Source organism: Nibricoccus aquaticus (genome assembly GCF_002310495.1).
GTDB classification, from domain to species: domain Bacteria; phylum Verrucomicrobiota; class Verrucomicrobiia; order Opitutales; family Opitutaceae; genus Nibricoccus; species Nibricoccus aquaticus.
In genome coordinates this window covers 2,057,215-2,070,273 of the sequence record NZ_CP023344.1, presented here as the reverse complement: position 1 = coordinate 2,070,273, position 13,059 = coordinate 2,057,215, and the positions used below count along the sequence as shown (strand labels likewise).

Annotated in this window: 12 protein-coding genes; 7 read left to right on the top strand and 5 right to left on the bottom strand. The window is 62.2% G+C overall.

The window, feature by feature from the left end:
• The 5 genes from CMV30_RS08380 to CMV30_RS08360 are packed head-to-tail and all read left to right on the top strand — an operon-like array spanning position 1 to position 7,354.
• A complete protein-coding gene (locus CMV30_RS08380) occupies positions 1 to 987 on the top strand; it encodes an ABC transporter permease (protein WP_096055597.1) in 987 nt (328 codons plus the stop codon).
• A complete protein-coding gene (locus CMV30_RS08375; RefSeq protein WP_096055596.1) occupies positions 987 to 2,279 on the top strand; it encodes a DUF1593 domain-containing protein in 1,293 nt (430 codons plus the stop codon). The genes CMV30_RS08380 and CMV30_RS08375 overlap by 1 nt, the downstream gene beginning before the upstream one ends.
• On the top strand, positions 2,276 to 3,712 hold the full coding sequence (locus CMV30_RS08370; RefSeq protein ID WP_096055595.1) for a nucleoside hydrolase-like domain-containing protein: 1,437 nt from the start codon (positions 2,276 to 2,278) through the stop codon (positions 3,710 to 3,712). Before CMV30_RS08375 ends, CMV30_RS08370 begins: the two co-directional genes overlap by 4 nt.
• Positions 3,687 to 6,728, top strand: coding sequence for a sensor histidine kinase (locus CMV30_RS08365; RefSeq protein WP_096055594.1), 3,042 nt, complete (start codon positions 3,687 to 3,689; stop codon positions 6,726 to 6,728). The genes CMV30_RS08370 and CMV30_RS08365 overlap by 26 nt, the downstream gene beginning before the upstream one ends.
• Positions 6,725 to 7,354, top strand: a complete 630-nt coding sequence (locus CMV30_RS08360; RefSeq protein WP_096055593.1) for a response regulator — start codon at positions 6,725 to 6,727, stop codon at positions 7,352 to 7,354. The genes CMV30_RS08365 and CMV30_RS08360 overlap by 4 nt, the downstream gene beginning before the upstream one ends.
• A 198-nt stretch (positions 7,355 to 7,552) precedes the next feature.
• On the opposite strand, the gene CMV30_RS08355 is transcribed toward CMV30_RS08360, so the two are convergent.
• From CMV30_RS08355 to CMV30_RS08335, 5 genes are all read right to left on the bottom strand, one after another.
• On the bottom strand, positions 7,553 to 8,134 hold the full coding sequence (locus CMV30_RS08355; RefSeq protein ID WP_096055592.1) for a hypothetical protein: 582 nt from the start codon (positions 8,132 to 8,134) through the stop codon (positions 7,553 to 7,555).
• A gap of 32 nt (positions 8,135 to 8,166) precedes the next feature.
• On the bottom strand, positions 8,167 to 9,240 hold the full coding sequence (gene ruvB, locus CMV30_RS08350) for a Holliday junction branch migration DNA helicase RuvB (protein WP_096055591.1): 1,074 nt from the start codon (positions 9,238 to 9,240) through the stop codon (positions 8,167 to 8,169).
• 73 nt (positions 9,241 to 9,313) lie between these two features.
• Positions 9,314 to 9,619 (bottom strand): type II toxin-antitoxin system RelE/ParE family toxin, encoded by a 306-nt coding sequence (locus CMV30_RS08345; RefSeq protein ID WP_096055590.1) that lies wholly within the window; start codon positions 9,617 to 9,619, stop codon positions 9,314 to 9,316.
• The gene (locus CMV30_RS08340) at positions 9,583 to 9,789 is read right to left on the bottom strand and encodes a hypothetical protein (protein WP_096055589.1); all 207 of its coding nucleotides are present in this window, start codon (positions 9,787 to 9,789) and stop codon (positions 9,583 to 9,585) included. The genes CMV30_RS08345 and CMV30_RS08340 overlap by 37 nt, the downstream gene beginning before the upstream one ends.
• 37 nt (positions 9,790 to 9,826) lie before the next feature.
• A complete protein-coding gene (locus CMV30_RS08335) occupies positions 9,827 to 11,116 on the bottom strand; it encodes a UDP-N-acetylglucosamine 1-carboxyvinyltransferase (protein WP_096057685.1) in 1,290 nt (429 codons plus the stop codon).
• A gap of 288 nt (positions 11,117 to 11,404) precedes the next feature.
• On the opposite strand from CMV30_RS08335, the gene CMV30_RS08330 reads away from it, so the two are divergent.
• The gene (locus tag CMV30_RS08330) at positions 11,405 to 11,890 is read left to right on the top strand and encodes an RNA polymerase sigma factor (RefSeq protein ID WP_175414789.1); all 486 of its coding nucleotides are present in this window, start codon (positions 11,405 to 11,407) and stop codon (positions 11,888 to 11,890) included.
• A gap of 22 nt (positions 11,891 to 11,912) precedes the next feature.
• Positions 11,913 to 12,968: a FecR family protein gene (locus CMV30_RS08325; protein WP_096055587.1), complete on the top strand. Its 1,056-nt coding sequence runs from the start codon at positions 11,913 to 11,915 to the stop codon at positions 12,966 to 12,968.
• Positions 12,969 to 13,059 lie beyond the last annotated feature (91 nt).

Genomic DNA, 13,059 nt, shown 5'->3' with positions numbered 1-13,059 from the left:
ATGCCTCTCTCGCCTCAACTCACGAGCCAGTTCGTCCGCCTCCGCTCGCTCATCGCACTCGTCCTCATGACGGTCGCGCTGAGCCTGCTCTCGCCCAATTTTCTGACAGCGGACAACGGGATCAACATCCTGCGCCAGGTCTCGATCAACATGTGCCTCTCGATCGGCATGACGCTCGTGATTTTGAGTGGCGGCATCGATCTCTCCGTCGGTGCGATCCTCGGCTTCTCCGGAGCGATCGCTGCGGGTCTCGTTAAAAATGGGCTCTCAGTTCCGGGCACGGACGTGCACCTGCAATTCACCACGTCGGGCGCGATCCTCGCCGGCGTCTTTGTCGGTGCGCTGCTCGGTCTCCACAACGGCGTCGCGATCACGCGCTTTCGATTACCGCCGTTCATCGCGACGCTCGGCATGTTGAGCATCGCGCGCGGCCTCGCGTTTCTCTGGACCGGCGGATTTCCGATCACGGGGCTCGGCGCGGATTTCGGTTTCATCGGAACCGGCGCGTGGCTCGGCGTGCCGATGCCCGTATGGATCATGGTGGCGTTTGGCGCGTTGTTCATGGTGGTGACAAAACGCATGCGCTTCGGACGTCATCTCTACGCTGTGGGCGGCAACGAACGCGCCGCGCGTCTCACCGGCCTCAGCGTCTCCCGCATCAAGATCGCCGTGTACACACTCGCCGGTGCGCTGGCCGGAGTCGCGGGCCTCATCGTCACCGCGCGTCTTGACTCCGCACAGCCCAATGCAGGCCTCAGCTACGAACTCGACGCCATCGCCGCCGTCGTGATCGGCGGCACGTCGCTCTCCGGCGGGCGCGGCACGATCTTCGGCACCGTGCTTGGCTGCCTCATCATCGGCGTCCTCAACAACGGCCTCTTCCTCCTGAACGTCCCGCCGATGCTCCAGTATGTGATCAAGGGTTACGTCATCCTCGTCGCCGTCGCCATCGATCAGGCCAGCGCCCCCCGCAACCGCGATTCCTGATGAAAACGCTCCTCCGCCTCTGCTGCCTCGCCACCATCTGCGCTGTCTTCGTCGCTCCGTCGGCTCACGCCGAAACGCCATCAACAAAACCGCGCGTCATCGTTTCGACCGACATCGGCGGCACGGACTTCGATGACTTTCAGTCGCTCGTTCATTTGCTCGTGTACGCCGACAGCATCGATCTCGAAGGCATGATTGCGTCGCCGTGGGGCACCGGACGAAACCGAAAGGATCATCTGCTCAAACTCATTGATGTGTACGCGAAGGATTTTCCGAATCTCCGCACGTACTCCGCGTCGTACCCGACGCCCGATCAACTGCGCGCCATCAGCAAGCAGGGCGGCAGCGACTCCGCCGATCTCCGCGGCTGGGGCGAACGCACCGAAGGCTCCGACTGGATCATCCAACGCGCCCACGCTGACGATTCGCGTCCGCTCTGGCTGCTCGTCTGGGGCGGCATCGACGACCTCGCGCAAGCGCTGCACGACGATCCGTCGATCAAAACAAAACTCCGCGTCTATTGGATCGGTGGCCCAAACAAAAAATGGTCCACCACTGCGTTCGACTACATCGCGCGCGACCACCCCGATCTCTGGATCATCGAAGCCAACTCGACCTATCGCGGCTTTTTTATGGGCGGAAACCAAGCCGGCGACCTGAGCAACGACGGCTTCATCACCGAGCACATCAAAGGCCGCGGCGCGCTCGGCGATTATTTTGCGGAGATCGCGAAGACCGTGAAAATGGGCGACACGCCCTCGCTCACCTACCTGCTCAACAACAAGACCCCTGAAAATCCAACGGTCCCGTCTTGGGGCGGCAGTTTCGTCCGCGCGTGGGATCGCCCGCGCTACACCTTTGATCGCGCACCGACGGCCGAAGACATCGTCGAGACGTATGCGATCGTCGATCTGATCTATCGCCCAAAAGGCGATGCCCCCGCCGACGTACAGGCGAAACTCGTCGTAGATAAACAAGAGTTCATCGGCTTCCCCGACAAAGACGGCGCGTGGCATTTTCTGTTTTCGCCAAAAGACACGAAGTCCTGGACCTACCGCATCGCCAGCAATCACCCCGGACTCGACGGACAAACCGGCGCATTCACCTCGGTTTTGCCAACGACCGAGACTGCCAAACCGTCGCCGAATTTCCCCAACTGGTGGGCCGATGATCCCGATCCGGCCCTGCGTGAGAAAAACGAGCAGGGCGTGAAAACCATCAACCGCCACCGCGAAGCCTTCCTCCGCGACTTCGCCGCCCGTCTCGAACGATGCGAAACCCCCAAGCCATGAAAACACGTCTCCTCCTTTTTCTCATCGTCAGCTCGGTTGCGCCACTCACCGCGTTCTCGGCTGAAAAGCCCCGCGTCTTCGTCCTCACCGACATCGAGAACGAGCCCGACGACGCCATGTCGCTCGTGCGCTACCTGACTTACGCGAACCACTTCGACACTGAGGGCCTCGTCGCCATCACCTCGATACACCAGAAAACCCACGTCGCTCCGCAGCGCATCCGCCAGATCGTCGCCGCCTACGGCAAGGTGCGCGACAACCTCGAAAAACACGAAGCCGGGTTTCCCGCCGGCGAAACGCTCCTCTCGCTCGTCACCGAGGGGCTGCCCATCTACGGCATGGAAGGCGTCGGCGCGGGCAAAGACTCCGCCGGCTCCGAGGCGCTCATCCGCGCCATCGATCGCGACGATCCGCGCCCGCTCTGGGTTCCCGTCTGGGGCGGCCCGAGTGTCCTCGCGCAATCCCTTTTGAAAATCCGCTCCACGCGTTCGCCCGAGGCGCTCGCCAAAGCCGTCGCGAAACTCCGCGTGTACGCCATCTCCGATCAGGACGATTCCGGCCCGTGGCTGCGCAAAGAGTTTCCCGGCCTCTTCTACATCGTGAGCCCCGGCTTCAGCGCGGGCGGTGCGTACCATCACGCGACGTGGAGCGGCATCAGCGGCGACTATTTCCACGCGCGCTGCCCGGGCGGAGATTTCACCCTCGTCACCAACGAGTGGCTCGACCGCAACGTCCGCAAAAAAGGCCCGCTCGGCGCCGAGTATCCGCATTGGGAATTCCTGATGGAAGGCGACACGCCCAGCTTCCTCGGCCTGATCGCCAACGGCCTCAACGAACCCGAGCGCCCCGACTTCGGCGGCTGGGGCGGCCGCTACGAGCTCTACACGCCGCGCCCGATGAGGTGGCACCTTTTCCCCGAAACCCGCCCGATCTACGCCGACGCCGATGACGAAGTGCTCGGGGCCGATGGCCGCTGGCACGACACGAACCACGCCACGATCTGGCGCTGGCGCGAGGCTTACCAAAACGATTTCGCCGCGCGCATGGATTGGACCATCAAAGCGCCGAAGGAAGCCAACCACCCGCCGCTCCCGAAGCTGGCGCATGCCGCGCGCATCACCGCGAAGCCCGGCGAACGCGTCGAGCTCAGCGCCGAAGGCACGACCGATCCCGATGGCGACGCCCTTTCTTACGAGTGGTTTTACTACAATGAAGCAGGCACCTTCCCGCTCTCCAGCGCGCGTTCCGGCCAGCCGCTCGAGATCAAGAATTTCGACCAGCCCAAGGCGTGGTTTACCGTTCCGACCGCACGGGTGATGGCGCCCGGCACGGGCCAGATGCACATCATTCTGGCGGTGACCGATCACGGCGCGCCTCGACTCACGCGGTACCAGCGGGTCATCGTCGATGTTGTTGCCCCTGAAAAAAAATGAACCGGTAAACCAGCGCGCTGGTTTTTCTCTTCTCTCCGCCGTCCGTCTCGCGACCGCGTTTCTCTGCGCGGGCATCGGCTTCGCCAGCGCCAAACCCACAGCGACCGGGCCCCGCGTATCGGAATTCTCATTCCGCGCGTGGACGCAGCAAAACGGGCTGCCGACCAATGAAGTCACCGGGCTTAGCCGCAGCCGTTCAGGGTATCTGCTCGTCGGCACGCCGAACGGGGTGGTGCGTTTCGATGGGCGGCAATTCAGTGCGATGACGCACACGGCGGAGACCGCGATTCACGACCGCGGCATATCCGCCTTCGCCAGCATTCCGGGCAGCGACGACATTCTCGCGGCGCCGCGTCTGGGAGGATTGCTGCGTCTTTCCGGCGACGATTTTTCGCCGTACGCGCTGCCCGAACGTTTCGCGCAGACTCCGATCGAGGCGCTCTTCTTCGAAAACGACATCACGCTGTGGATCGGTTTCAAAGGCGGCTTCGCACTCCGCAAACAGGCGGGCCGTCTGGAGGTTTTCGACGCGAGCGCGGGACTCAGCGAACACGAGCCGATCCAGTTTGCGCGCGACAGCCGTGGCGGCGTGTGGATCGCGAGCGGATCGTTTCTCGCGCGCTACGAAAACGGCCGGCTCGTTCCGGCTTCGGTGCTCGGCGCGGGCGAAAAAGATCACGTTCGCATCGCGTCGTCGCGGACCGACGGACCGTGGGTAATCGTCGGTGAAGAAGTCTCCAAGTTGTCGAACGACCGTCTCAAACCCATCGCGCAACTCAGCAAGACGACCGGCGCTTACTACATTCAAGCGTTGCTCGAAGACGCCGCTGGCGAGCTATGGATCGGCACGCGCTCGGCCGGGCTGCATCGCCTCGCGGCGGACAACCAGATCCACCACGTCGCGGAAGCGCCCGAGGATGTTTCCGCGCTTCTCGAAGATGTTGCGGGCAATCTCTGGGTGGGCACCGCGAACAGCGGCATCATGCGCATCAAGGCGGCGGTGCTCGACGTGTTCGACCGCTCCGCGGGCTTGCTCGAACGTCGCAGCCTTTCGCTCTGCCGCGACAACGATGGCGTGCTCTGGTTTGCCAATCGCGATGGCGGGATCGTGTTTCGCGATGCAGCTTCCCGCCTGGCCGTGTTTGAGCCGACGCGCGCGTGGGAGGATTTCAGCGCGTATTCCGTTTCCCCTGCGAAAGGTGGCGGCATTTGGGCCGCGACGACGCATGGTTTGCTGCGGATCAACGGCGGAAAAATCCAAGCGCAGCATACGCAGGATTTTCTGACCGGGCGGGCGACACCGCGCGTTACGTTGACGGCGAAGAACGGCGATCTCTGGCTCGCGCTGGCGGCAGGCGGTGTCTGCCGGTTTCGGGACGGTGAGTTCGTGAGCTTCGATCTCACGCGCGGCGCCGACGCTTCGCTCGTGCGGACGTTGTCGGAAGCGCCGGACGGAGCGATCTGGGCAGGGTGCGATGACGGGAGTCTGCACCGGCTCGAAAATGGCGGGACGTTTTCCTCCGTGGAGCTGCGCGCGTTTGCCGGAAAAGTCGGTGCGATTCAGGCGATCGGCTTCGACGATGCGGGCACGGCGTGGATCGGGACGCAGAAGGGCGGTTTGTTGCGGCTCAACGCGCAGGGTGTTTCCGGTGTCAGCACGCAGCAGGGACTTGTTTCAGAGAACATCACGCAGATCGTGGCGGATGATCGCGGTGCGTTGTGGCTCGGCTCGACCGGGGCGATTTTTCACGTCGGCGTCGACGAGCTCGAAAAACATTTTCGCGGAGAACTGCCACGCATTTATCCGGTGACGGTCGGGCCGGACGAAGGGCTGAACGAAGCCACGTGCTCGGCGGATTATCAGCCGGCGGTCACCAAGACAAAGGACGGACGTCTGTGGTTCGCGACGCGGCAGGGTGTGGTGGCCATCGATCCCGAAAAGGAAACGAGCGCGCCTGAACGTCCACGCGTGAAAATCACCGGCGTGTGGGTCGACGAGCACCCGCTGGCCGCGTCGCCCGTCACGCGTCTCGCGCCCAATCCGCGCGCTCTCGAGCTGCGTTATTCGGCGCCCAATCTTTCGGTGCCGGAGCGTGTGCGCATGCGGCACCGGCTGACGGGTTACGATGACGACTGGCAGGAGAACGAACGCGAAGGCGCGGCGAAGTACACGCGGCTGCCTCCGGGAAAATATCGTTTCGAAGTCGCGGCGCTTCTCGCCGGCGTGCCCGGCGCGGAGTCGGCAGATTCGATCACGGTGGAAGTGCAGGCGGCGTGGTGGCAGACGCTCTGGTTTCGTTTGTTTACCGCTGCACTCGCGGTGGGTGTGGTCGTGGTGGTGGTCCGCCACGTCTCGCATCGGCGGTTGATTGAAAAGCTTGCGAAGTTGGAGAGTGAGCGCGCGCTGGAACGGGAGCGCACGCGCATCGCGGAGAATATTCACGATGATCTCGGCGCCGGGCTCACGCGCATCAGTCTGCTCACGCAGTCCGGTCATGATAAAGCGAAGTCACAGCTCGACCGTATCTACGACATTGTGGGCGATCTCATCCAGTCGATGGACGAGATCGTGTGGGCGGTGAATCCGTCCAACGATGATCTCGAAAGTGTCGCGAACTACCTCGCGGAGTATGCGCAGAGTTATTGCTCCGACGCCGGCCTGCGCTGTCGTGTGAAGATTCCGAAGTCGCTGCCGCATCACGCGCTCACGACTCAATTCCGGCATCACCTTTTCCTCAGCTGCAAAGAAGCGCTGAACAACGTCGTTAAGCATGCGCAGGCCACGGATGTTTCGATCGAGGTGATCGCCGCCGATCACACGCTCACGATCACCATCGCGGACAACGGCATAGGGCTTCCCGACGGGATCGAGGCGACGTCGCACCGCAACGGGCTGAAAAACATGCATTCGCGGATGCGGATGCTCGGTGGTGATGCGACCTTTGCACGCGCCACGCCGCAGGGCACGGTTGTCACGCTCACCGCCCGTCTCTCACAGTCAGCGTCCACGCCATGAAACTTCGTGTCTCCATCGTCGATGATGATGCCCCCACCCGGCAGATCCTCAAAGAACTCATCTTGGAAACCAGCACGCTGGAGTTTGTCAGCGAGCATCCGAACACCGAGTCCGCGATCGAGAATCTGCCGAAGGAAAAACCCGATGTCGTCCTGACTGACATCAACGTGCCGCTGATCAACGGCATCGAATGCGTGCGCACGTTGAAGCCGAAGCTGCCGGACACGCAGTTTTTGATGCTCACGATCTACGCCGACGCGAATCACATTTTCGACGCGCTTTCGGCAGGGGCGACGGGTTATCTGCTCAAGGGCACGCGGCGTTCCGAGCTTCTCGCCGCCATCAAGCAGATCGCCGTTGGCGGTTCACCGATGAGCTGCTCGATCGCGCGCAAAGTCGTGCAGTCGTTCACGCAGCCCGCGCCGCGCTCAGGCATGGAAGTGCTTTCACCGCGGGAAATGTCCGTGCTGGAGCTGCTGGCCAACGGCTATCTCTACAAGGAAATCGCCGACCAGCTCGGCGTGAGCGTGACGACGATTGATACCTATGTGCGCCGCATGTACGAGAAGCTGCATGTGAACTCCCGCAGCCAGGCCGTGGCGAAGTTTTTGAAGCGGGCGAAGTAGCGTGTTGTCGGCGCAGAACGCTTCAGAATATTTCACCGCAGAGGCGCGGAGGACACGGAGAGAAAGCAATTGAACACGAAGGCCGCAAGGAGCGCGAAGGAGGGCTGTGTGTTCGGGCGCGTTTGGTTTTGAATCGCAGAGCGCGCGAAGAGTGCAGAACGGGAAGGGTCGGCTCTCGCTTAAACTACCAGTTAGGTTCTAACGAACTTTCCTCCACGCCAGAGTATGCAGATCGAGCACATAGCTGTACGGACTCGCTCGCACATTATATTCACGTTCCCCGGGGCCCCGAACGATCATTTGGTCGGTTCCGAAACAATACGCCTCACGCCGCCACCAAGTGGATGAAACACTCTTTGGAGCGCTTTCGATGTCTTCTTTGGAAAGGATCTCCTCAAGAGACCACTTCCGCAAAAATTTACCTTCTCCCGTATAGGCGATGACTACGCTTTCTCCACGCCCCACTTGTCCGGACGAATCGAACGCTACCAAAAATTCTGCGTTACGGGTGAGTAGGATGAGGTTTGGCGCGCTTGGACCAACGTGTTGGATGGTTCGGTAGAGGGCGTAGCGCTTCTCCTTAGAATCATATTTGAATAGGGAAATGCGCACTTTCTCATCGGCACTCCCGGGAGGCGCGGAAAAATCCATCTCTTCGATTCGCGCGATAATGTTGCCGTCCTCGTTTGCGGCGACGGGGCTGTAGCCAGGCGGAGAATCGGCCTCTGAAAATACCGCGCTGGATAGCATCAGACCAAAAGCCGCGAGATGGGAGCGCATGTTGATCAGAATCGTCTGAGAGATTTTCGGAATTAGAGAAGGGAGCCCTGCTGCCCGCTTTGTCCCGCGGCGGCTTTGAGGCCGATGGCGTGGTAGCCTTTGGTCGTGAGGATGCGGCCTTGGGGCGTACGTTGCAGGTAACCTTCCTGGATGAGGAAGGGTTCGTGGACTTCTTCGAGGGTCTCGGGTTCTTCGCCGACGGCGACGGCGATGGTGCTCATGCCGACGGGGCCGCCGCGGTAGTTTTCGGCCATCACGCGGAGCATGCGTTTGTCCATTTCGTCGAGGCCGGCGGCGTCGATTTCGAGGAGTTCGAGGGCGCGGGCGGCGACTTCGCGGGTGATGATGCCTTGGGCGCGTTCCTGGGCGTAGTCGCGGACGAAGTTGATGAGGTTGTTGGCGACGCGGGGGGTGCCGCGGCAGCGGGCGGCGATTTCGCGGGAACCGGCTTCGTCGATCGAGACTTTGAGGAGGCCGCAGCTGCGCTGGACGATGCCCATGAGCGTGGGGATGTCGTAGTAGTCGAGGCGCGTCTGGAGTGTGAAGCGGGAGCGGAGGGGCGCGGTGAGCAGACCGGCGCGGGTGGTGGCACCGACGAGGGTGAACTTCGGGATCGAGAGGCGGACGCTGCGGGCGTTGGGGCCCTGGTCGATCATGATATCGAGGCGGAAATCCTCCATCGCGGAGTAGAGGTACTCTTCGACGGTTTTCGGGATGCGGTGGATTTCGTCGATGAAGAGGATGTCGCCTTCTTCGAGGTTGGTGAGGAGTCCGGCGAGGTCGCCGGCTTTTTCGATGACGGGGCCGGAGGTGACGCGAACGGCTTTGCCGAGTTCGTTGCCTAGGATGAAGGCGAGCGTGGTTTTGCCGAGGCCGGGCGGTCCGCTGAGGAGAATGTGGTTGAGGGCTTCGCCGCGGCGTTTGGCGGCGCCGACCATGACTTGGAGGCGTTCGACGGTTTTGGGCTGGCCGGTGAAGTCGGCGAAGGAGAGCGGGCGCAGCGCGGCTTCGACGGGGGAGACGGGCGCGGTGAGCGTGGTCGTGAGGTAGTTCAGGCCTTTGTCTTTGCTGGAAGATTTGGCGGCTGAGGAGTCAGGAGCGGGCATGGCGGATTATTTGAATCGCAAAGAGGCGAAGGCGCTAAGGCGGAGCGAAGATCGGCAGATAGAATGAAGAGAACTAAACTCGCGGGATATCGGGTGTGCCGCGAGCGGAATGCCAGATGCGGAGTATTCTCACGGTTTTGCCGTCGTCTGTGACGCGATAGAAGATGCGGTAAGGCGGTACAACCAGCTCACGGACTTCGCCAGTGGGCGTGAAGTCGTAGTGAGGACCGCTCAGAGGAAATGATTCGAGCTGGCGGGTTCGCTCCCGGATTTGAGCGGCGACTCGTTGGGCTGCCGCCGGGTTATCGGCAGCGATCAAGCTGACGATGGCGGTGAGGTCGGCTAGGCTGCTGAGGGCCCAGATAACTTGCGCAGGCATGAATCGATATGAGCTTCGACTTGGTCTTGGGTGGCGAAGCGTCCGGAATCGATTTCGGCTTCAGCGCGGGAGAGTGCGGCGGCAATCTGAATGCGTTCAAGCGCCTGCGCCCATGTCACGTTGTCCGGCATGGACTCAACCAAGCGGATGGCCTGTTCCTTGATGCTCACTGTGAGGAAACTACCTCTGAGAAGAGACGGCGCAAGCTCACTTCCATTCCACGTCGGCGCCGAGGGCGCGGAGGTTTTCGACGAAGCGGGGGTGGGCGCGTTTGATGGTGTCGGCGTTTTTCACGACGCTGCGGCCGGGGATGCTCGCGGCGACCATGTACAACGCGATGGCGGCGCGGATCACGTAGGGCGCATCGACGACGGCGGGGCGGAGCGGGCGGGAGCCGAAAACATTTACGCGGTGCGGGTCGCTGACGAGGACGTGGGCGCCGAATTTCGCGAGCTCGGGCATCCAGGAAAAGCCGTTTTCGTAGACCTTATTCCAGAAGTGGATCGTGCCGGTGGCGCGGGTGCTGAGCGCGATCATCAGCGGGAGGAGATCGACGGAGAAATACGGCCAGGGGGCGGCTTCGATTTTCGTGAGTAGATTGGACGTGAAGGGTTGCTCGATGATGAGCGACTGGTTGCGGCGGACGATGGCGGTGTCGCCTTCGTGTTCGACGATCACACCGAGTTTCGCGAAGGCGCGAACGATGAGGTCGAAGTGGTGTGGGAGGGAATTTTTCACGCGGATCTCGCCGCCGGTGATGGCGCCGAGGGCGAGGAAGGTGACGACTTCGTGGTAGTCGGTCGCGATGGAGGCTTTGCAGCCGTGGAGTTTTTCCACGCCTTCGACGCGGAGCATGCTGGTGCCGATGCCGTCGATCTTCGCGCCCATCGCGGTGAGCGCGGCGCAGAGGTCCTGGACGTGTGGTTCGCTCGCGGCGTTGATGAGAGTCGAGGTGCCTTTGGCGACGGACGCGGCCATCAGGAAATTTTCCGTGACGGTGACGGACATGTAGTCGCACCAATGGCGGTTGCCGGTGAAACCGCCGGGGAGTGCGATGACGAGGGGCTCACCGGCGTCGATCACGGCGCCGAGTTTGGAGAAGATTTCGAGGTGCGGGTCGATCTCGCGGACGCCGAGGGAGCAGCCTTTGGCGGTGGCGTTGATGGTGATTTTTTTGAGGCGGCGGAGGAGCGCCGGATAAAGCAAGACGGTCGAGCGCATGTCCTGCGGGAGCTCGTTGCTGACGAGTTCGCTCTGGAAACCGGAGTGGTCGACGTGCATCTCGCCGGTGGTGCGGTCCCAGGAGATTTTGGAGCCGTGGTCGGTCATGAACTTCACGATCTTGTTGAGATCGGTGATGTCGGGGACGTTGGTCAGGTGAACCGGCTCGTCGGTGAGGAGAGTGGCGCAGACGATGGGCAGCGCAGAGTTTTTATTGCCGGAGGGCGTGATGGTGCCTGAGAGCGGCTTGCCGCCGTTGACGATGAGATCGGACATGTGGGAGGCGAAAGGCTGAGGGTGAAGGGCGAAGGGCGGGAAGCTGAAAGTGCGGGGCGTGGATGGAAAGGCGGCGCGGGTGGGTGCCGGAGTTTTAGATGGGATTAACGGGATTTTCAGGATGGGCCAGAAGCGGCGGATGCGCGGGGAGGGGATTTCCTCTAGGAATTTTTCTTTGGAAATTTTGTTTTTGCTGCGGACTTGAGCGCATCGGTTGGTTGAAGTGCGCGTCAGACGTTTTCGATGCCACCCCAAGACCCAGAGGTAGCGCGTTGGTTTTCCGCCAACTTGCAGCCACACGAACCCCAACTGCGCGCGTGGCTGACGAGCCAGTTTCCCAGCGGGCAGGATGTGGACGATATCGTGCAGGAGGCGTTTGTGCGGGTGTTGCGCGCTCGGACGGACGCGGAAGTGCGTTCGCCGAAGGCCTATCTTTTCGTGATCGCGCGGAATCTGGCGCTGATGCGGGTGCGGCACAGCAAGGTGGCGAAGGAAGATTCCTTAGCGGAAATCGACTGCTCCGGCATCTTAGATGAGGACGCAGATGTGCCGCACGCCGTCGCCCGCGCCCAAGAACTCGAAATGCTCACCGAAGCGATCCAATCACTCCCGACCCGTTGCCGGCAGATCCTCACGCTGCGGAAGATCTATGGGCTTTCGCAGAAGGAGACGGCGGCCGAGCTCGGCATCGCGGAGCATACGGTGGAGATCCAGGCGGCGATCGGGTTGAAGAAGATCGGGCAATTTTTCAGGAGATACCGTCCGCAGGCGTGAGCGCCTGGACGATGATGAGACGATGAAGACGCCGGAAAAAATCGAAACGGAAGCAGCGCTCTGGGTGATGCGCCTGGAGCGCGGACTCACCGCGACCGAGCAGGATGATTTCCTGCAATGGTACATGGCGGAAGCGGGTCACTCCCAGGAACTCGACCGGCAAATGGCCAATTGGACGCGGCTTAACATGCTCGCGGACTGGCGGCCCGAGCACACGCTCCGGCCCAATCGCGATCTGCTCGCGCCGCAACCGGAGCGGGCGAGGAGCCTGAAGCGGAGACGTCCGTGGTTTTGGTCGGCCGAGGTGGCGCTCGCGGCGGCAGCGGCGGTCGTGTTTGGATTTTTTTTGCTGCGCCCGTCCCCCTCCGATGCGCCTGCCGCGGTGCCCGCGGTCGTGCCGGCGCAGATCGCGGCGATCGAGCGGCGCACACTCGACGATGGCACGGTGATTGAGCTGAACCGCGATGCCGAGGTGGCTGTGCTGTACACTGCGACCGAGCGCAAGGTGCGGCTGGAGCGCGGCGAGGCGATGTTTCGCGTGGCGAAAAACCCGGCACGTCCGTTCATCGTGATCACGGGCGACGTGCAGTTTCGCGCGGTCGGCACGGCGTTTAATGTACGCCGCGAATCGGAAGCGGTAGAGTTGATCGTGACTGAAGGAAAAGTCCGTGTGCAGTCGCAGGCGGTCGAAGCTGACGGGATTGCGGCATCGCCAGACGACTCCGCGGCCGCGCCGCTCGTGGTGGCAGGCGAACTCGCGCTGGTGCCGATGCAGCCGGGCAAGGCACCGATCTCCGTGGCCAAAATCGGGGTGGACCACCTCGACGAGAAACTCGCCTGGCATTCGCGGCTGCTCGATTTCACCAACGCGCGTCTCTCGGCGGTCGTGGATGAATTCAACCGCAGGAACGCGCCCATCCGCATGGTCATCGACGATGCGAAGCTCGCCGACACCGAGGTCAGCGCGTCGCTGCGTTCGGATAATATCGAGAGCTTCATCCGGCTGCTCGAAGGCGGTTTCGGCGTGGATGCGGAGCGCAACGGGAATGTGGTGACGCTGCGCAAGCGGCGGCGCTGACCGGCGCGAGCGCGATGATCGTGCCGCCGACTGCCCGCCAGGCGCGGTGAAAATCAGCCGTGTGAAACCGGCCGCGCAGTTTTTGAAAAAT